Source organism: Algoriphagus algorifonticola (assembly GCF_007655305.1).
In the GTDB taxonomy this organism is placed as follows: domain Bacteria; phylum Bacteroidota; class Bacteroidia; order Cytophagales; family Cyclobacteriaceae; genus Algoriphagus; species Algoriphagus algorifonticola.
This window is the reverse complement of the sequence record NZ_VLOG01000066.1, coordinates 35,296-55,346: the sequence shown is the minus strand read 5'-3', so window position 1 is coordinate 55,346 and position 20,051 is coordinate 35,296. Positions and strand designations below refer to the sequence as shown.

Here is a 20,051-nt window from a genome sequence, read left to right as displayed (position 1 = left end):
CCCCGCAAAAAAGAAGCAGAAACCCTAAGCAATTGATTTTCAGTAATAAAAAATATTACCTGACGGGAATCATACCGGCTTGTTTACGCTTACTTTTGCGTGAAATTAAATAACGCTTGAATTTAGCAGAAAAATCCCTCTTGGTACAGCAATTATTTGCTGAGCTTGAGACAGAGTCCAAACAATTTGCCACAGAGAGTGGACTTTCTTGTATTTCGGGTTGTGGCTTTTGCTGTGCAAACCCAAAGATCCCAGCCTCTATTTTAGAATTTTTACCTCTAGCCTTAGACCTTCATGAAAAGGGCGTTGCTGAAGCAAGCCTTCGCCTTCTGGAAACTCAAGAAAATGGTGGAAACTGCATTCTCTACCGTCCACAAAACGAGGATGGAAGTAAGGGTTTTTGTGGCAATTATCAGAACAGAGGCATGATTTGTAGAGTATTTGCCAGCTCTGCGAGAAGAACTAAAACAGGACAAAAGGAATTGATTATCTGTAAACCCATCAAAGAATCCCAAGTTGATCGATTCCAGGAAGTTAATTTATTGATCAACGAGAATCTGCATATTCCCATGGCAACAGCCTACTACACTCAGCTACGGGATATCGACGAATCTCTTTGTGACCATTATCCTGTCAATGAGGCGATTCGAAGAGCCTTAGAACTTGTTTTGAGATTTAAATTTTACGAAGAAGGGGAGAGAGCTGAGGAAGTATGATTTTTTTGCTCGTCGCAATTAAATTATATTAGTGTTCTTAATAAAAATTACATTTTTAATAATAGGCATGCTCAAAGTATCTGAAATAGTACAAACTGTCAAAAGTTTGATCGAAACCAGGGTCAATATGGTGAAGCAGGAAGTTCAAGAAGAATTTCTTGGAATCATATCCCGGACCATTCTTTTGGTGGTACTTGGTGGCCTGACGCTATTAGTACTTTTGTTTTTCAGTTTGTCATTGGCTTTTTATCTCAGCACAAAATTTGAGTCTCCTTTTATTGGTTTCTTATTAGTTGGTCTGTTTTATCTGATTCTCTTGGTTGCATTGTATTTGGGACGCTACTCCATAGGCATTCAATCCAAAGTGCAGGGAGGTTTAAGGAATTTTATTTTTAGCAAAATCAAACTCAAAAAGAAAGATGAGTAATGAATTGGAAAAACAAGCTGAAGAATTGGAGCAAACGCTTCAAAAACAGCTAGACCTTCTCAAACGAGATTCCGAGGATTGGTTGAAAGTAGGCGGAGCCGTACTGGCTGGGGGCCTACTTGCTTACGCGATTGTGAAAGCCACTAGAAAGAAAAAGAATAAAAAGACCCAAAAAGCCCTTGAGGTATTGGAGCGGGAAGGCCTGTTGGATAAGGATTTGGAAGAAAAATTGACCAAAACAAAAAAATCCAGTTTCTGGCCTAGCATGAGTCAAAGATTGTTGATATTAGGTCTGGCTTTGGCTAAGGAAAAATATTTCAAAGACTTATTTACAAAGGAAAAGGCTGATGGGAAGGAAGAAGAAGGCTCTTTCTAAGAGTTTCCACAGACTTTTTGAAAAAAAACAGAAAGGAATTGCCTGGCTGATTGATCCTGCCAAATTTGACAAAAATCTTATCCCGCATATAAAATCAATCAGAGACTCTCAGCTTGATTTTATTTTTATTGGAGGAAGTAAATACCGGGAAAAAAACTTCGATGAAATTGTCTTTGAAATAAAAAATGCTGCGGGTAATATCCCTGTGCTGATTTTTCCTGGTTCCAAGGTGCAGGTCTCCAATCATGCTGATGGCATTTTATTTTTAAGCCTACTATCCGGAAGAAATCCGGAATTTCTGATCTCCCAACAAATTGCTGCTGCAGAATCCATTTACCATTCCGATTTAGAAGTACTTCCAACAGCTTATCTCTTAGTCAATGATGGAGAGCTCAAAAGTGTTCACAGGGAATCGAATACACTTCCGATTTTGAATAAATCAATCAAAGAAGTAGTGAAGACTGCCTTGGCAGGTAAGTTTATGGGAATGGATCTGTGCTTTTTGGATGCTGGAAGTGGTGCTGCCTCTTCGGTAGCTACGGAAGTAATTCAGGAAGTCAAAAAATATTTGAAGGGCCCACTCATTGTCGGAGGTGGATTAGATAACCTTCAGAAAATTCATTTGGGATTTGAAGCCGGAGCAGATGTCATTGTCATCGGAAACCAAATAGAAAAGGACCCCCATTTTCTAACAGAGGTCCTTTCTTTTAAAGATTGGTATAATCAAAGTTTACACGTTAATTAAAGATTCTCTGCGTCTCATTTTTCCTGCAGGAACTCCATACATCATCTTAAATCGTCTACAGAAGTAAGCAGTATCTTTGTACCCAACTTCCTTTCCAATGTCCCGAATGGATTTTTTGGTTGTTCTCAATAAGTCAACTGCTGCTTCCATTCTTTGGTATTCTATGTAATCCTGAGGATTGATTCCTGTCAGCATTTTGAAATATTGGCCCACATAGTCTTCTGAGACATTGGCCACCTGAGCCAATACTTTATTGGATAAATCTCCACCTAGGTTTGATTTGATGAATTTGAACAACTCAATCAACCTCGGGTCTTTGAAATAGGTAACATTGGTAGAAAGCTCTTCCAGGAACAAACGATTTTTCAGAATATGTCTCAACAGCTCAATCACCAACACCTCTGTTAAGGCTCTTAAAGTTCTCTCTTTTCCTACACTGCTTTGCTCCAGCTCCTTCATGATATCTTCGATCAACATTCCTATTCTATCATTGAATCGTATAATGAAAGCAGGAATATCTAAGGAATTGAAAAAGTTTACAACATCGAAAACCTTGGATTCAAAGCTAACAATCGAAACACAGTCTTCCTGAACATTGCGAATATCCTTAAAACTGATACTCTGAAGATACTTCTTTTTGTTTTCCAGGAAATTGTCCATTGATACCTCAGCCTTTTTGGATCCTCCACCAAAAGTCAGCGAGGTCTTTTTTTCTCCTGGAAGAAAAAGAACTTCGCCTTCATTGAGTATTTCCTGATCCTCTCCAAACTTCAAGCTTCCGTGATGAAGCAAGATGAGCATATTGTCAAATTCCTTGTGGTCGGCTATAGAAATGGGCTTTTCAATCTGAAAATTGTTTCCCCTTAAAAACCTTACATTTACCGATTCGATGACCTTGTTGTAATATTCCATGATTTTATTGCAGAAAAATTGAGATACAAAAATATAATTTTTCCATTTAAAAAAACGAATATTTTTACAGGATCCGTTAAAATAAATTAAAAAAGGCGCAATTATATTCAATTGCGCCCTTCAAAAAGTAAAAAGAAGACTATTTAAGCAGTCCTCGAGATATGACTATTTTTTGAATTTCTGAGGTCCCCTCATATATCTGGGTAATTTTAGCATCTCTCATCAGCCTTTCTACATGATATTCTTTCACATAACCGTACCCTCCATGAACTTGTACAGCTTCCACTGTTACATTCATGGCAACCTCAGATGCATATAGTTTGGCCATAGCGGATGCATGTGCATAATCTTCGCCCTGATCTTTTAACCAAGCCGCTTTGTATACGAGCATTCGGGCAGCCTCAATCTGAGTAGCCATATCAGCCAATTTGAACTGTATGGCTTGATGCTGACTAATTGGCTTCCCAAAAGCTTTTCTTTCCTTGGAATATGCTACAGACATCTCATAGGCTCCGGCAGCGATTCCTAATGCCTGAGCAGCGATTCCAATTCTACCTCCATTTAAGGTTTCCATGGCAAAATTGAACCCAAATCCTTCCTCCCCAATTCTATTGGAAGCAGGAACTTTCACATCCGTAAACATCAATGAGTGGGTATCACTTCCTCTGATTCCGAGTTTGTCCTCTTTCTTCCCAATTACAAATCCTTCCCATCCTTTTTCCACGATGAATACCGAGATCCCTTTATGTCCCTTGCTGGCGTCTGTTTGGGCAATAACCAAATAAACACTTGCAGAAGAACCGTTTGTAATCCAGTTTTTGGTTCCGTTTAGAATATAATAATCACCCTCTTTAGTGGCTTCTGTTCTTTGAGAAGTAGCATCTGAACCTGCTTCCGGTTCGGAAAGGCAGAATGCACCTAAAACTTCGCCCGTAGCTAGTTTCTTCAGGTATTTTTCTTTTTGTTCTTCTGTCCCGTACTTTTCCAAACCCCAGCACACCAAAGAATTGTTTACTGACATAGAGACTGAAGCAGAGGCATCGATTTTTGACAACTCTTCCATAGCTAGGACATAAGCAATGGTATCCATTCCCCCACCGTTATATTTTGGGTCCACCATCATTCCCATAAATCCAAGCTCGCTCATTTTTTTGATTTGCTCAGTTGGAAACTTAGCTTCAGTATCTCTTTCTATTACCCCAGGCAAAAGTTCAGTATTTGCAAATTCTCTTGCCGCCTCCTGCACTGCTAGGTGCTCTTCTGTCAGTTGAAAATTCATTTTTATTTATCGGGTTTATTTTCGTTTGCGGAATTTATAGTAAAAAAAGAAAAGGGGCAAAATGTTGCCCCTTTCCGAATTTTATTTTGATTTGAATCAATCCCGATTGCCAAAGAAAATAAATATGTAGTAAGCTAAAGTAGCTAATGATGCAAGAGCAGCAACCACATAAGTCATGGCAGCCCATTTCAATGCGTCTTTAGACATGGCATATTCAGTTCGGGTGACGATGTTTCGGTTTTGAACCCATGCCAGAGCTCGGTTAGATGCGTCAAATTCAACAGGAAGGGTAACCAAGGTGAATAAGGTCATGACACCATAAGCACCTACTACAATATATCCGATGAATTGATAGGGCAGACCTAAGGCAAATCCACCGAACAAAGAGGCAATTAAGACTACGTTAAGAATCTTTCCGGAAATATTCTGCAAAGGAACAAGCTTGGATCTAAGTGTGAGCCAGGTGTAAGAGGTAGCATGCTGTACTGCGTGTCCACATTCGTGAGCTGAAACAGCAGCTGCGGCGGCATTTCTTCCATAATATACATCAGGACTCAAGTTTACTGTTCTATTCATAGGGTTATAGTGGTCTGTCAATTGCCCCTCAACAGAAACCACCTGAACATCATGAATATTATGATCTGCCAACATAAGTTTGGCGATCTCAGCACCCGAAAGGTTGGCCTCCAGAGCAGTCTGAGAATACTTTTTAAACTTGCTTTTCAGCTTGCTGCTGACTACAAAGCCAGCGATTGCAAATACGACTACAATTAATATCAGTAACATAATTTTTTTGTTTGCAGAAATGAATACGAAGTTAGCTTTTGTCAGGTTTTATCCAAGCTGGTTTTTGAATCATAATGACCCAGCTAATTAAGCCGGCCACCAAAACCAAAATTACCTGTGTGCCATGAATAATGGCTGCAAAGATTTTCCCGTCTACTTCTGATATTCCCAACTGTATCAAAATAAAGGCCACCAATGCATGAAAGGTTCCTATACCCCCTTGAACCGGTGCAACCATGCCAATACTTCCCATTACCATGACTAGGAGCACTTCGCCGCTGGACAAATTGGCAGTACTTTGAATCCCTAATGCAACTGTATACATGGTTAAAAAATAAATCAACCAAATGACTACAGAGCTCAACCAAAAACCCATGGGATTTTTTAGAGTCGAGATTCCTTTTATGCCTGAATACAATTCTCGAAGAAAGTGCTGGATCTTTTGTATAAATCCGTTGTCTCGAAAACGTCTTAGAATGAAATAAATGACCAAACAGAAAACCAAAATTCCGCCCAGCAGCAAAGGAAGGTTTTGAACTAGTTTAGCTCCTAAGTTATCCAGGTCTACCAATTGACCAGCTAGATTCAAGAAAAGCTCATTTTCCACCAAAAAAGCCAATAGAATAGTAGCAATCAAAAATAATAGGTCTATAGATCGCTCTAAGATGACCGTCCCTAAAAGATGACCAATGGAAATCCCATTGGTTCGGGATAGGACCCCGCATCGTGCTACTTCTCCGGCTCTCGGAACAATCATATTGGCCAGATAGCCGACCATTACGGCATGATAGGCGTCGGAAAGAGTTACTTTTTTTCCTTCATTTTCTTGAATGAGCAGTGTCCACCTCCAGCCTCTCAAAGCATAACCTCCCAAAGCAATGGCTAATGATAAACCTATCCAAGCCCAATTACTGGAAAAAATCTGTTCCACCAGGCTATTGAACTCAATGTCCTTATACAAAAACCAAAAAATCCAGACTGCGATCGCCAAAGAGATCAAAATCTGGATTGTTTGTTTGATTCTAGGGTGTAACATCAGATCAATCGGTTTTGATCATCTGGAAAAATCACCACTGGTTTAAATTTCTTCGCTTCTTCAAAGTCCATTCCTGCATAGCTGATAATGATGACTATATCTCCAACAGCAGCTTTTCTTGCTGCAGGACCATTGAGGCAGATCTGTCCACTTCCTCTTTCCCCTTTGATCACATAAGTTTCCAGCCTTTCTCCATTATTAACATTGACGATTTGGACTTTTTCGTTTTCAATGAGATTGGCCGCATCCATCAAGTCTTCGTCGATGGTAATTGAACCGACATAGTGCAATTCCGCCTGAGTGATTTTCACCCGGTGGATTTTTGACTTCATGATTTGAATTTGCATTGGCTTAGTTTTTCCGGCCGCAAAATTAAGAATTAATTATGAGGTTATCGATCAATCGAATTTCTCCCACATAAGCGGCAGCACAAATTGCCATTTTTTGATGTGGGTCAAACTGCTTTTTTATTTCAAAAGCCTCTCTTTCTACCAATTCGAAATACTCGAGTTTCACGGATTCTTGTTCTTGAAACTGTCGGAAGATTTGTTCTTGTACAACTAACCACTCCTTGCCTTCTTTCAGTTCCTTCGCCGCTACCGATAAACTTTCAAAAATGATTAAGGCTGTTTTTCTCTCCAGATCAGATAAGCGTCTATTTCTTGAAGACATGGCAAGTCCATCCTCTTCTCTTCTGGTAGGCACTACAATTATTTCAATAGGAAAAGAAAGGTCTCTCACCAAGGTTTGAATGATTGCCACTTGCTGTAAATCTTTTTGACCAAAAAAGGCAAGATCGGGACGAATGATGTGAAACAGCTTGGACACAATCACTCCAACTCCATTAAAATGTCCTGGGCGAAAGGCCCCCTCTAAAATCCTTTCAAGGTGGCCAAAATTTAATTTGAGCACCGGAGAACTGGGGTACATCGTGCCAACTTCTGGTAAAAACACATAATGGACTCCTGCTGATTCCAAAAGGTCGAGGTCCTCCTTTACACTGGAAGGGTATTTTTCGAAGTCTTCCTGATTATTGAACTGAGTAGGATTGACGAAAATGGAAACTACTGTACAATCTGCCTGAGCTCCACATTTTTTTACTAAATCCAAATGCCCTTGATGCAGGGCACCCATTGTCGGCACGAGACCTATGGATTTATTTGATTGAATGAATTGGAGCCTGATTTTGTTCCAATCGGCCCCTGTACGGAATACCTGCACGGGATAGGGGATACTTTTGGGTAAATAGAGGCAAAACTAGATTAATATCCAGAAAAACAAGGCATTTCAGGCTTTTTTTATTATATTTGTGCCGTTGTTTATCACTTTACATAAAAAATATATAGCATGTCTAAATTACGTATCCTCTACGTTGCCAGTGAAATCAACCCTTTTCTCCAGACTTCAGAAGTAGCCAATTTCCTACGAACACTTCCTCAAGCCATGCAAGAGCGTGGTATGGAAATCCGTATTTTGGTACCTCGGTTTGGATTGATCAATGAGCGAAAAAACAGACTTCATGAAGTTGTAAGACTTTCTGGAATTAACATTGCTGTTGGTGAAGAAGAAAAGCCGTTGGTGATCAAGGTAGCCTCCATTCCGAATGCTAAGCTTCAGGTTTACTTCATCGATAATGAGGACTACTTCCAGCGAAAGAGCGTATTCCATGACAAGCAGCAAAAATTCTATGAAGACAATGACGAGAGAGCCATTTTCTTCTGTAAGGGAGTAATCGAAACTGTCAAGAAATTGGGATGGGCACCAGATATTGTACATTGCAATGACTGGATGACTTCCTTGATTCCAATGTATTTGAAGACGACTTACAAGAATGAGCCATTATTCAAAGACACTAAATCAGTTTTTGCTATCTACAACAACGGATTTTCTCATACCTTTGGCGATGATTTGTTAAACAAGGTTAAGATGGTGGACATTGATGACACTATTTTAGCACCTTTGGAAAGCAAAGACTTCGAAGGCTTTATTCGTATGGGTATGGAATATGCCGATTTAGTAGTGAAGGGCGGAGAAGTTTCTGACGAATTAACTCAATTAATAGAAGATTTCTCAAAAGATAAGAAGTTTGAAATCAGCATTGACGAAGAAGAACAAGCTCACGAAGAGCTTTACGGCATATACACAAATCTTGCGGGCTAAATTAGCCTGCTTGGGATTACTATTTACAATTCTAATTAGTTCTTGTTCCGATCCAGCTTCCGTAGGACTCGAATTAGCTCCGGGAAACAACCAAGTGGGTGTTTTTTTCGCTGAATTCGATCTACCTGCGGAAGTTGTGTTATTGGACTCTTTTAACACCACCAATCAAGGATTATTGGTAGTTGGTGAAGAAGTTGATCCATATTTTGGAAAAACCACAGGAATTGGATACTCGAGAATGTATTTCGATTCCAGAGCGGAAAGACCAAAAAGCGAAGCCATTTTGGACTCTATTTTTTTCCGTTTGGATGTGGTTAGTGTTAATGGTCGGAACTTAGATCAACCAAAATACTTTAGTATTCATAGGCTGGCAGAGCCAATTTTAGACACCTCCTATTATAATTTCAACGAATTACGATTTGAGGAACAGCCATTGGCCTTTTCTAGTGTAAATTTTGGTGAAACAAAAGATACAACCTTAACATTTCCAGTAGATCAAGATTTCGCTGAGGATTTATTTGGAAAATTAAAAAGGGGAACAGAATTCAATGATATTTTCAGTTTTAGAAGATACTTTCCAGGAATTGCAGTCAAATCTGGGGAAGGTCAGAATACGACTATTGGAGTAAACCTTGGGTTTGAAACCAAATTCGATATTTATTACCATTATCAGGGAGATACGTTATCTCAAGTTTACGAAATCAATACTTCCTCGTCTAGGAGTTTTAATGGAGTAAAAAGTGACAGAAATGGTACTCCAACATCGATAATTACTGAACCTGGTAAAGCTTACAATACCGGAGATTTAGTTGGGCTTAAAGCGAATCTCGGGATTGCCATGAAAGTTAATACAGCTCCGTTTGATAATTTCTTAGACACTTTAAATGGGGCTATTTTCCAGCAAGTAGAATTTGTTTTAGGAGAAATAAATGAAGTTCCAACTGGTCAAAACCCTCCTTCTTTTTTTGTAAGCTACTTTACAGATGGAACTAACGAGCGATTAAGCCGGGCAAGTGATAAGCAGCCATTGACAGTTCAAAGGGATGGTCAACCTCAGATAGAGTTGATTTCAGAAGGTAATGAGGAGCCTGCTGTAAGGGCACCAGCAATAGGCCGATACAACTCAAATGATAAGGTGTACAGTATGTTAATTACTTCTTATACCAACGCATTATACAGAAATCAGCTTCAAAGAAAAGACTGGTTATTGTACGGTAACTCTCCAGAAACAAATGGAGATGACTTTAAAAGATCTTTCAGACAATTTATTGTCAATAAGAACAGAATCAAAGTCAAAGCCATCTATTCAAAAATCAAATAAAAAACTGCTTTTTAAGAAGCTAAAAGAGTCCACTTTCAAATTTTAAGAAAGTGGATTCTTTTTTTTGGCATGAAAGCTGTTTCTTTGTGCAAGTTCTAGAAAACAAAAAGAATTTTTCAATATGTGTGGAATTGTAGCATATGTGGGGCAGCAAGAAGCTCTTCCCATTATTATCAAAGGTCTAAGAAGATTAGAGTATAGAGGATACGATAGTGCAGGCGTTGCTTTGCTGGATCATAATGGCCTTAGTATTTATAAAAAGAAAGGAAAGGTCTCTGAGTTGGAAAAACACTTGGAGTCCAATGGTGATATCAAATCCAATATTGGAATCGGTCATACAAGATGGGCTACTCACGGTGAACCTAATGATGTAAATGCTCACCCTCATTATTCTTCTTCCGAAAAACTAGCAATGATCCACAATGGGATTATTGAGAATTATGAGGTCCTAAAGAAAGACTTGATTCAGAAAGGATATAAGTTTCATTCAGAAACTGATACTGAGGTATTCATCAAATTCATTGAGGACATTCAGCTTCATAATAAATGCTCTTTAGAAGAAGCATTGCGGCTGGCACTGCACAAGGTGGTAGGCGCTTATGCTATCGTTCTGATCAACAAAGAAGAGCCTGATACCCTCATTGCAGCTAGAAAAGGTTCTCCTTTGGTTATCGGTGTTGGAGAAGATGAGTATTTCCTGGCCTCCGATGCAACCCCTATTATTGAGTATACCAACAAGGTGGTTTATTTGGATGATTACGAAATAGCTGTAATCCGTAATAATAGGCTTCAGGTAAAAACCATAGAAAACGTAGAGACCAATCCATACATCAATCAATTGGAGATGGAATTGGAAGCGATTGAAAAGGGAGGCTATGATCACTTCATGTTGAAGGAGATCTATGAGCAGCCCAAATCCATCGCTGACTGTTTGAGAGGAAGATTGGATGCAAAATCCGGAAGATTGGTTTTAGGTGGTCTACGTGATTACATGAACAAATTCCAAAATGCTGAGCGGATTATCATCACGGCTTGCGGTACATCCTGGCATGCAGGCTTGGTTGCTGAGTATTTGTTCGAAGAATTTGCCAGAGTTCCTGTAGAAGTAGAATATGCATCTGAATTCAGATACAGAAACCCAGTCATCAATGATAAAGACTTTGTAATCGCAATTTCTCAATCAGGAGAAACCGCAGATACCTTAGCTGCTATTGAACTGGCAAAGTCAAAGGGAGCAACCATATTTGGTGTTTGTAATGTGGTGGGTTCTTCTATCCCAAGAACAACCCATGCCGGATCCTATACTCACGCGGGACCAGAAATCGGAGTAGCTTCAACAAAAGCATTTACGGCCCAAATCTCAGTTTTGGCTATGATGGCTTTGAAGTTAGGTTACCAAAGAGGAACGCTTCCGGAAAGTCGTTACATCCAGTTGCTGCATGAACTTGCGGCTATTCCATCCAAAGTGGAAAAAGCTTTGCAGACAAATAAGCAAATCGAATATATCGCTTCCGAATACAAGGACGTGAGAAATGCACTTTATCTGGGAAGAGGTTACAACTTTCCTGTAGCCTTGGAGGGCGCTTTGAAACTGAAGGAAATCTCTTATATCCATGCGGAAGGTTATCCTGCAGCGGAAATGAAGCATGGTCCTATTGCCTTGATTGATGAGGAGATGCCAGTAATCTTTATCGCTACTCAGGATAGTTCTTATGAGAAAGTGGTAAGTAACATTCAGGAAGTGAAAGCAAGAAAAGGAAAAGTAATTGCAGTAGTGACTGAAGGAGATACTCAGGTGAAAAGTATGGCTGATCACGTCATAGAGATACCGGAAACTCACGAAGCTTTTGCTCCATTGGTTTCAGTAATTCCTCTTCAATTGCTATCCTATCACATCGCAGTGATGAGAGGCTGTAATGTAGACCAACCTAGAAACCTCGCAAAATCAGTGACAGTTGAATAATATCCAAGGCCTTCATTTCTGAAGGCCTTTACTTTTTTAATCCCCACAAGTACCTTGGGTAAAGGAAGTAATCCCTCTGGACCTAGCCTCACAATCATTGCCATAGGTAATCCCATTACACCCACATACAGGTGCATAGATTTGGTAGCAAGCTGCAGTATCCTTGACTAACCTTGAATCATAACAATCAGGTGGAAGCTCTTCATCGCATTGAAATGCTGAAAAGAGGAGAACGCAAATCGCTGATATAAAGGATAATCGTTTCATCTGTTTATAATTTGTTTTTTCAGTGGTCAGATGGAATGCCCAGGATAATCATCCCCCTCCCGATCCGCCGCGGCGGACGGGACAAGTTGTGTGAGATTTTTCCTCATGGGCATTTCATAATTTCAATAATAATATCAATGCAGGAGACGAAAAATCAAATCGAAACGATACAAATACAATTATAAGGAAAGGAATCAGCAACTAAAGATAAATCCTTAATTTTGCCTTGCGAATAAAATAGTATGCTGGACAAATTACAATCAATAAAAGAACGGTTTGAAGAAGTGGGTCAACTGATCGTGTTGCCTGAATCCATGGCGGACATGAGTAAGTATGCCAAGCTAACCAAGGAATATAAAGACCTTGAAAAAATTGTAGCTGTATACGATGAGTATAATCTAGTCCTTCAAAATATTTCGAGTTCTAAGGAAATTCTGGATAAAGAAAAAGATCCTGACTTTCGAGATATGGCCAAGGCTGAGTTGGAGGAGTTAAAGGAAAGAAAAGAAGAGCTTGAAAATGAATTGAAGCAATTACTCATCCCCAAGGATCCCAATGATTCCAAAGACTGTATTCTTGAAATTAGAGGAGGAACCGGTGGGGATGAAGCCGCAATTTTTGCTGGAGATTTATTTAGAATGTATGAGCGTTTCTGCGAAATGCAGAATTGGAAGCTTACTGTTTTGGATTTAACTTTTGGATCAGCAGGTGGATACAAGGAAATTATCGCTACCATTTCCGGTGCAGATGTATATGGAATGATGAAATATGAATCGGGAGTTCATAGAGTTCAGCGAGTTCCAGCTACCGAATCTCAAGGGAGAGTTCATACTTCAGCAGCTTCAGTGGCAGTTCTACCTGAAATGGACGAAGTGGAGGTACACTTGGACATGAATGATATCAGAAAAGATACTTATTGCTCATCCGGGCCTGGAGGACAATCTGTCAACACCACTTATTCTGCCGTAAGACTAACTCACAATCCTACAGGATTGGTTGTGACATGTCAGGACGAAAAGTCTCAAATCAAGAACTTCGAGAAAGCATTGAAGGTACTTCGTTCGAGATTGTATGAAATTGAGCTGGCAAAACACAATGAGTCTGTTGGAGCTCAAAGAAAATCTATGGTTGGCAGTGGAGATAGATCGGATAAAATCAGAACCTATAATTATCCACAATCACGAGTGACGGATCACAGAATCAACAAAACCGTATACAATCTACCCGAGGTAATGGACGGTCACATTGAGGAATTTATCTCCGCTTTACGCTTTGCAGAAAACTTGGAGAAGATGCAGAGCTCGGGTTTGGAGGAATAATTTTTCCTTTTGCATAATTGTTGAATGAATATTGCAGAATGTGATTTTTGACTAGTATCTTGAAGAAATAACTGAAAAGTTCTTATGATCATTGCCGGAGAAAGAGATATCAACCTAGTGACATGGAATGAGGCCCATTTCCATCAGCTATATCCTCTTGCCAACAACCCAAAAATAGCCATGAATCTGAGGGATAGTTTTCCTCAGCCTTATACCATTCACGATGCCCGGCATTGGATCGAACACAATCAAAAGTTTAATCCCCCTCAGAATTTTGCTATAGAGTTTCAAGGAAAACTAGCAGGAGCAATCGGCTGTGAAAGAGGGAAGGATGAATTGAGAACCAATATGGAATTAGGTTTCTGGGTTGGTGAACCTTTTTGGCGAAAAGGAATTGCTACGGAGGCTGTGCGTTTATTTACCAAGCACCTGTTTGACAAATTCGACATTCAGCGAGTTTATGCTCAAGTATATGATTTCAACGGGGAATCTATGAATGTGCTTGAAAAAGCAGGCTATATTCCTGAGGCAATTTTGAAAAAAGCATTTATTAAACGAGGAGTAGTCGGCGACTTATTTCAATATGTAAAAATAAGAGGCGAGGAATAATCCTCGCCTTTTTTCTTAAACCTGCTCTAGAGCCTGGCTGACGTCGGCAACCAAGTCTTCATAATGCTCCACTCCTATGGAAAGGCGAACCAACTTTTCTGATATTCCCAACATTTTTCGGTCTGCATCACTTACATCCGAATGAGTCATAGTAGCCGGATGCTGTGCTAAGGACTCCGTACTCCCTAGGGAAACGGCCAGTTTGAATAATTTGAGATTATCCAGAAAACCAAAGGCCTCTTTTTCTCCTCCTTTAATATCGAAAGAAACCATCGCCCCGGCACAGCTAAGCTGTTTCTTATAAATATCGTATTGCGGGTCTCCTTCTTGTAAATGCCCAAGGAAATATACTTTTTCCACTTTTGGATGAGCTTTCAAAAAATCTGCCACATTTCGGGCATTTTCAGCCTGCTGAGTCATTCGAACCTTTAGAGTTTCCAAACTTCTCATCAATAACCAACCTGTCCAAGGTCCGGCCATATTTCCCAAAAATGTCCGAAGGGTTCTGACTCTTTTCATCAGCTTGGCATTTCCCAATACCGCTCCGGCTATCAGATCAGAGTGCCCACCGATATATTTGGTAGCGGAATAAACAACCAAATCCGCTCCGTGCTGAAGTGGGTGTTGCCACAATGGTCCCATATAAGTATTATCCACTACAAGCTGAGCGGGAGATTCTTTGTCTCCTAATTGCTTTGCTACTTTGCTGCATAGCTCCAAGTCAAAGAGAGAGTTGGTAGGATTGGCGGGAGATTCTACATATACCATTTTGACTTGATGCCCTTTTGCTTTCGCCAAAAGTTCATCTTCTGTCTCATTCTCCGTAAATCCGATTCCTTTGATCCCATATTCTGGTAAAACTTTGTTGATAAAGTGATCTGTTCCGCCATAAACAGGCATACTGTAAAGCAGGGCATCTCCCGGCCTCAGGAATTCAAGAAAAACAGTAGATATAGCAGACATGCCGCTCTCAAAAACGCAACACTCTTCCGCTTGATCCCAGAGAGATAGTCTTTCTTCCAAAATCTGTAAATCCGGATTATTAAGGCGAGAGTAAATCAAACCAGGTTGCTCGCCTACATTTCTTTCCCGCTTGCCATAAGCAAGCTCAAAAAACTCTTTTCCCTCTTGGGCGCTTTTGAATACGAAAGTGGACGTCTGAAAAATTGGGCATTTGACTGCTCCCTCAGACCATTCCGGCTTGTATCCATAGGACATCATTAAACTTTCTGGGTGCATGGGTATTTGGGTTTATATTTTACCCAAATCACCATAAAAGTTTTTACTTTTTCAATTCCTAATTCCTTATTTTATTTTGTATCAAAAGTTCATTCAGTCCTATATTCTGAATTTTTTGAAATAAATTAGATATTGTTCTTTATTGACAGAATATTATTTGGAATTCTTAAGCAATGAAGCGCTTCTCCTTTAACTAATTAGGAATTGGATAATTTTAACGAATCCAGATTTTCTTACTGATCAATCTATCCTTATTCGAAAGTCTAAAAATCAATAAGCCTTTTGGCAAGTCTGTTAATCTTATACTTTTCAAACCTGGAGAAACAGGTGTAGAAAAAACTACCTGACCTCGCTGATTGGAAACTTCCACCCAGTTCCATGTATCCAAGAAATCAGATTCTATAAATACATCCCCTTCACTTGGATTGGGAAAGATTTTTAAAGTACTGTCTCCGCTGTTTGGTTCCAAGGCTGTGATCAAACTTACTTGAACGACCAATTTAATTTCCTCGCTAAAATTACAGGAATTCTGCGCTCTTACCTGAACTTCAAAATTACCTTCACTTTCCCATCTAACTCGAACTTTCCCAGTTCCTTGACCCTCAAGGATTCTACCACCCGCGCTTAATGACCACTGATAATTATGGCCCTCATTGACTGCTACTGAATAGGTTTGTTCTCCTGGAGGCACTAGGTTCTCTCCTGAAATTTGGTCCGGAGCAGTAGGTAATGCATTGATTTGGATGGGAAGAGTGATTGTTTCCCTTTGACCACAAGCATTTTCTGGGGTAGCTTTCAAACTTCCAAGTCCAGGGTTTATCCATTTAACTAGAACAGTCGAGGTACCCTGTCCGCTGAGTATTTCTCCGCCATTGGCTTCCCAAGTGTAGCTGATACCCTGCAGATTTGGAAGCTGGTAAGACTCCTCATTCGTCTCACAAACAGTCCCATTTCCATCAATTTTCAGATTAGCTGGAGGTAATTGAGATACATTGACCTCCAGAAAAGAGGTTTCACCTGCTCCGCAAAAATTGCTTCTACTTACAAAGATGGCTTTTCTTCCCGGGTCTGTCCATTCGACTTCAACCGTATTGGTTCCTTGCCCGTTGATGATTTGCCCTCCATCAACTCTCCATACCAATTGAGTTCCGGCTATTTGGTTATCTGTAATTCGGTATATCTGGCTTTCTAGGCAGGTCTGCAAAGCGCCCGATATATTACTCAATGCTCCGGTAGGAGGAACACAATTGTATGTAAGGATACTTCCATCATCCCCGGCTGCATAAGCTATCAAAGGAGTTCCTGCACTGATAGCATTCAGATTTCTACTGGTTCCTGTCTCGATTTTTGTCCAGGATTCTCCTCCATCCTTGGTTACTAGCGCCAATCCATTCTTGCCGGAAATAAAACCAAATTGGCTATCGAAAAAATCAACTGAAAGTAAATCTTCGGTAGTTCCACTGTCAATACTTCTCCAAGTCTCAGACTTGTCCTCAGTTTTGATAATAGTACCTCCATCCCCCACGGCTATGGCTTGAAATTCCCCAAGTTTTGCTAACCCATTGAGATTCCTGCTTGTACCCGAATTGACCGGCTCCCATTGACTTCCACCAAAAGAATATAGAATTAAGCCGTTTTCGCCAATTGCAATTCCAATAGCAAAATCAAAAAACATCAAATCTTTCAAATTGGTCGTGGAATTAGAAGTAACACTTAAATCCCAAGTACCTCCAGAATCGGAAGATCTAGTAATAAAGCCATTAGTCCCTGCCAGGTAAAGAACCGAAGGTGCAAAAAGATAAAAGCCATCTACTCGTTGGGTAGTGTTAATACTAAATTCTCCCCACGCTGAGCCTGAGTTACTAGTTCGATAAATCTTACCCCCAGGACCTGATATATAGCCAAAGGCAGTATTCCAAAAATCAATTGCACTGATGGTAAATTGTTCTGGTATAGGTCTTGAAACAAAAGTTCTGCCTGAAGTAGAGCTAACCAAAAACTCTCCTCTTTCACCAGCCACAAATCCAACCCTGTCAGTTTTGAAATCTACTGAGGTGAAGTTATTTCTATATCCTGCCAACCTTTGGGTATATGTGCTTCCGGCATTGGCGGAAGAAATCAAGTACCCATCTTGACCGGACGCAAAAACCGTATTGGAACCAGGGATAAATGATAATCCTAAAATATTTCTGGTGTTGGTTGCACCCAAATTAGCTCGCGCAAAACTCGACCCCGAATTCGCAGACCTGACCGAAGTAGCATTTTCACCGACAGCAACAATAATTCTAACATCCCTTGGAGCAATTTTCAAATCATTCAATTTGACCGTTGTACCAGTATTCAATAGTTGCCAGGTATTACCCCCATCAATGGTTTTGATCATTCTTCCATTGTCTCCAGCTGCATATCCAATTAATGGAGAGGAGAACCTGACAGCATACAGAGATTCCGTTAGGCCGGAATTTAGGCTTGTCCAGGAAGCTCCTTTATTATAACTCCTGAGTACCAAACCCTCCTGTCCAACAGCAAATACAGTGTCTTTATTGACAAACTCCACTCCAAAAATATCTTTCGTTTGGCCGGTGGAATTTTCTTGCCAAGAAGTCCCGTCATCTGTTGACTCGAATACTTTCCCGGATGAACCTGAAATAATCCAAGTATTTTCACCGTTATAGCTGACGTCGTGTAAATCTGAGGATTGGCCAATGTTTATGTTGGACCATGAGTTTCCTCCATCAGCGGTTTTCAAAATCAAACCAGATTTACCTACTGCAAGTCCTAAATTTTGATTTTTAAAAGCCAGGGCAACAACCCTTCCATCGAATTGATAAGGTACTTCTTCCCAAGTTTGGCCGGCATTGCTTGTTTTGATCAATAACCTTTCCCCTCCTGCATAGGCAATGCTATCATTCACCCAAAAAACAGCTTCCAAGTCCAAACCCCAACTTTGCAATCTAGTCCAGGTCTGGGCCTGTGCACAGTGGTACGAAAAGAAAAAAGTAAGGAGTAAGAAAGAGATTTTTTTCATGAAGCTGAAAATGTACTAAAACAAAAATAAGTCATTTACGCTCATGTCAAAGCAGTTTAGTAGAAAGCCTTAAATCCAAACCAAAAAAAACCAATTTTACTGGCCTGTGTTTGATCAAGGTTGGGTATTTTTAATAATACAAATTCGCATAAGATGAAAAAGCAAGTCATATTCTCTCTTTTCCCGGTACTGGTAGCATGTGGATCAGGTGAAAGAGTTTCTAAAGAAGTTTTTGAAGAAGTAAACCAAGCCATGGAGGTGAAAAAGCTGAATGAAGCTGAAATTATTGAAGCAGCCATGATTTGGGGAGACTCAATTAGCCAAGAGGCACAAAACCAACTTATTTCAAATCTCCAAAACGCAATCTCTGAAAAAGGGGTGGCAGGTGCTATCGAGTTTTGCAATGTAAATGCCCTCCCAATTTTACAAGAGGTAGCGAAAAAATACGATGTTAAAATAAAGCGAGTATCCAATCAGTACCGTAACCCCAAAGATCAGCCGGATGAGATGGAAAAAAGGATTTTAGAAACCTATGAGTATGATATGGAGAATAAAATTGAACCATCCCCCAATATTCAAAAAATTGAAAATGGGGAGGTCTATCTCTACAGTAAATCCATCATCATACCAGGAGGACTTTGTCTCAATTGCCACGGCGAACCCGGTAAGGACATAAACGATGAAACATTAAAGAAGCTAAATGAGCTTTATCCACAAGATCAGGCAAAAGGTCATCAGATCGGTGACCTGAGAGGAATGTGGTCCATTAAAATCCCCAAAAAGGAGGTTGTTAAAAGGATGTAATCAATCCAAGAAATTTTATTTTTTATTTGGGGACTTTCCCCTAATTTGATTGACTCATTCATGATTCAGTCAAAATTTATGCTTTTCCGGTATCGAATTCTTTTGCTTTTTATTGCGGCCCTTTTTACAGCATGGATCCTGAAAAACCGTGAACTGTTTGAAGCTTATACTCAAGTCATTCCTGGAACTCAGGTAAAGTTTACCATGGTTCCAATTCCGGGGGGAAGCTTTTTGATGGGTTCGGCTAATGAAAAATATTCGGATGAAACCCCCGCTCACCGGGTCGAGATAGAACCTTTTTGGATGGGCACACATGAGGTCACCTGGGATGCTTTTGAGCTTTTTTTAGACAAAAATTATGAAACAGCGATTTCAGAGGGCCCGATCGGGCAAGTTGTAGACGGCCTTAGCCGTCCAAGCCTTCCTTATCTGGATATGACATTCGGAATGGGAAAAGAAGGAAAGCCGGCGATTGGAATGACTCAATACGGGGCCATTCAATATTGTCATTGGCTATATTTGAAAACAGGCATTTTTTACCGGCTCCCAACAGAAGCAGAGTGGGAATACGCTGCAAAAGCAGGAACTAAGTCAACCTGTTTTTTTGGAGAGGATGCAAAGAAGCTCTCCGAATACGCCTGGATAGCAGAAAATTCCAATGAAAGCACTCAAAAAGTTGGCTTAAAAAAAGCCAATCCTTGGGGGCTTTTTGATATCTATGGAAATGTCATGGAATGGACTTCCGACCAATATGAAGCGGACTTTTATGAGAGATCGCCGGAAAAGAATCCACAAAACCCCTCGATAAAACTCTATCCCAGAGTAGTCAGAGGCGGAAGCTATAAGCACAAGGCGGAAGAAATCAGTAGCGCCAGACGATTCCAAAGTGAACCAAAGTGGAAGCAACTGGATCCACAAATACCAAAAAGTCAATGGTGGTTCCCTGAAGCACCATTCCTGGGAATGAGACTTGTCAGACCTCTCAACCCACCTAGTCCGGAAGAAATCAAAGCCTATTATACCAAGGCTCCAATAGATGATTATTAAACCTAAAAATAACCTGC

The 20,051-nt window shown here is 40.1% G+C and carries 20 protein-coding genes; 11 read left to right on the top strand and 9 right to left on the bottom strand.

The window, feature by feature from the left end; all coding sequences use genetic code 11:
• Positions 1 to 116: 116 nt before the first annotated feature.
• From FL972_RS19030 to FL972_RS19015, 4 genes are all read left to right on the top strand, one after another.
• Entirely contained in the window at positions 117 to 716 is a 600-nt protein-coding gene (locus FL972_RS19030; RefSeq protein ID WP_144607562.1) for a YkgJ family cysteine cluster protein, read from the top strand.
• A 67-nt stretch (positions 717 to 783) separates the two neighbouring features.
• Complete coding sequence (locus FL972_RS19025; protein ID WP_144607561.1) at positions 784 to 1,143, top strand: phage holin family protein; 360 nt, start codon at positions 784 to 786, stop codon at positions 1,141 to 1,143.
• Complete coding sequence (locus FL972_RS19020; RefSeq protein ID WP_144607560.1) at positions 1,136 to 1,519, top strand: hypothetical protein; 384 nt, start codon at positions 1,136 to 1,138, stop codon at positions 1,517 to 1,519. Before FL972_RS19025 ends, FL972_RS19020 begins: the two co-directional genes overlap by 8 nt.
• Positions 1,491 to 2,264 (top strand): geranylgeranylglyceryl/heptaprenylglyceryl phosphate synthase, encoded by a 774-nt coding sequence (locus FL972_RS19015; protein ID WP_250161397.1) that lies wholly within the window; start codon positions 1,491 to 1,493, stop codon positions 2,262 to 2,264. Before FL972_RS19020 ends, FL972_RS19015 begins: the two co-directional genes overlap by 29 nt.
• On the opposite strand, the gene FL972_RS19010 is transcribed toward FL972_RS19015, so the two are convergent.
• The 6 genes from FL972_RS19010 to panC all read right to left on the bottom strand — a co-directional run bounded on the left by FL972_RS19010 (position 2,250) and on the right by panC (position 7,498).
• The gene (locus FL972_RS19010) at positions 2,250 to 3,176 is read right to left on the bottom strand and encodes a helix-turn-helix domain-containing protein (RefSeq protein WP_144607559.1); all 927 of its coding nucleotides are present in this window, start codon (positions 3,174 to 3,176) and stop codon (positions 2,250 to 2,252) included. The two genes, FL972_RS19015 and FL972_RS19010, sit on opposite strands and share 15 nt — an antisense overlap.
• 139 nt (positions 3,177 to 3,315) lie before the next feature.
• Positions 3,316 to 4,455 carry an acyl-CoA dehydrogenase gene (locus FL972_RS19005; RefSeq protein WP_144607558.1) on the bottom strand — a complete coding sequence of 380 codons (1,140 nt, stop codon included), beginning with the start codon at positions 4,453 to 4,455 and terminating at the stop codon, positions 3,316 to 3,318.
• Between the two features lie 96 nt (positions 4,456 to 4,551).
• Positions 4,552 to 5,241, bottom strand: coding sequence for a zinc metallopeptidase (locus tag FL972_RS19000; protein ID WP_144607557.1), 690 nt, complete (start codon positions 5,239 to 5,241; stop codon positions 4,552 to 4,554).
• A gap of 31 nt (positions 5,242 to 5,272) precedes the next feature.
• Positions 5,273 to 6,277 (bottom strand): lysylphosphatidylglycerol synthase transmembrane domain-containing protein, encoded by a 1,005-nt coding sequence (locus FL972_RS18995; RefSeq protein WP_144607556.1) that lies wholly within the window; start codon positions 6,275 to 6,277, stop codon positions 5,273 to 5,275.
• On the bottom strand, positions 6,277 to 6,624 hold the full coding sequence (gene panD / locus FL972_RS18990; RefSeq protein ID WP_091653210.1) for an aspartate 1-decarboxylase: 348 nt from the start codon (positions 6,622 to 6,624) through the stop codon (positions 6,277 to 6,279). The genes FL972_RS18995 and panD overlap by 1 nt, the downstream gene beginning before the upstream one ends.
• Before the next feature lie 25 nt (positions 6,625 to 6,649).
• Entirely contained in the window at positions 6,650 to 7,498 is an 849-nt protein-coding gene (panC, locus tag FL972_RS18985) for a pantoate--beta-alanine ligase (RefSeq protein ID WP_144607555.1), read from the bottom strand.
• Positions 7,499 to 7,624: 126 nt separating this feature from the next.
• Here panC and FL972_RS18980 point away from each other — a divergent pair, with 126 nt between their 5' ends.
• The 3 genes from FL972_RS18980 to glmS all read left to right on the top strand — a co-directional run bounded on the left by FL972_RS18980 (position 7,625) and on the right by glmS (position 11,721).
• Entirely contained in the window at positions 7,625 to 8,437 is an 813-nt protein-coding gene (locus FL972_RS18980) for a glycogen/starch synthase (RefSeq protein ID WP_091653215.1), read from the top strand.
• Positions 8,427 to 9,758 carry a DUF4270 family protein gene (locus FL972_RS18975; protein WP_186300154.1) on the top strand — a complete coding sequence of 444 codons (1,332 nt, stop codon included), beginning with the start codon at positions 8,427 to 8,429 and terminating at the stop codon, positions 9,756 to 9,758. Before FL972_RS18980 ends, FL972_RS18975 begins: the two co-directional genes overlap by 11 nt.
• Before the next feature lie 121 nt (positions 9,759 to 9,879).
• Positions 9,880 to 11,721 (top strand): glutamine--fructose-6-phosphate transaminase (isomerizing), encoded by a 1,842-nt coding sequence (gene glmS, locus FL972_RS18970; RefSeq protein ID WP_091653220.1) that lies wholly within the window; start codon positions 9,880 to 9,882, stop codon positions 11,719 to 11,721.
• Positions 11,722 to 11,757: 36 nt separating this feature from the next.
• Here glmS and FL972_RS18965 read toward each other — a convergent pair whose 3' ends face one another.
• Positions 11,758 to 11,988, bottom strand: a complete 231-nt coding sequence (locus FL972_RS18965) for a Kazal-type serine protease inhibitor family protein (RefSeq protein WP_144607553.1) — start codon at positions 11,986 to 11,988, stop codon at positions 11,758 to 11,760.
• 242 nt (positions 11,989 to 12,230) lie between these two features.
• Between FL972_RS18965 and prfA the strand changes: the two genes are divergently transcribed.
• The gene (gene prfA, locus FL972_RS18960; protein WP_144607552.1) at positions 12,231 to 13,307 is read left to right on the top strand and encodes a peptide chain release factor 1; all 1,077 of its coding nucleotides are present in this window, start codon (positions 12,231 to 12,233) and stop codon (positions 13,305 to 13,307) included.
• Between the two features lie 84 nt (positions 13,308 to 13,391).
• Positions 13,392 to 13,916, top strand: coding sequence for a GNAT family N-acetyltransferase (locus tag FL972_RS18955; RefSeq protein ID WP_144607551.1), 525 nt, complete (start codon positions 13,392 to 13,394; stop codon positions 13,914 to 13,916).
• A gap of 15 nt (positions 13,917 to 13,931) precedes the next feature.
• Here FL972_RS18955 and FL972_RS18950 read toward each other — a convergent pair whose 3' ends face one another.
• Both FL972_RS18950 and FL972_RS18945 read right to left on the bottom strand, forming a co-directional pair.
• The gene (locus FL972_RS18950) at positions 13,932 to 15,155 is read right to left on the bottom strand and encodes a cystathionine gamma-synthase family protein (RefSeq protein ID WP_144607550.1); all 1,224 of its coding nucleotides are present in this window, start codon (positions 15,153 to 15,155) and stop codon (positions 13,932 to 13,934) included.
• Between the two features lie 214 nt (positions 15,156 to 15,369).
• Positions 15,370 to 18,183 (bottom strand): YCF48-related protein, encoded by a 2,814-nt coding sequence (locus tag FL972_RS18945; RefSeq protein WP_144607549.1) that lies wholly within the window; start codon positions 18,181 to 18,183, stop codon positions 15,370 to 15,372.
• A gap of 153 nt (positions 18,184 to 18,336) precedes the next feature.
• Here FL972_RS18945 and FL972_RS18940 point away from each other — a divergent pair, with 153 nt between their 5' ends.
• Both FL972_RS18940 and FL972_RS18935 read left to right on the top strand, forming a co-directional pair.
• Positions 18,337 to 18,987, top strand: a complete 651-nt coding sequence (locus FL972_RS18940; protein WP_144607548.1) for a Tll0287-like domain-containing protein — start codon at positions 18,337 to 18,339, stop codon at positions 18,985 to 18,987.
• A 60-nt stretch (positions 18,988 to 19,047) separates the two neighbouring features.
• Positions 19,048 to 20,034, top strand: a complete 987-nt coding sequence (locus FL972_RS18935; protein WP_250161396.1) for a formylglycine-generating enzyme family protein — start codon at positions 19,048 to 19,050, stop codon at positions 20,032 to 20,034.
• Positions 20,035 to 20,051 lie beyond the last annotated feature (17 nt).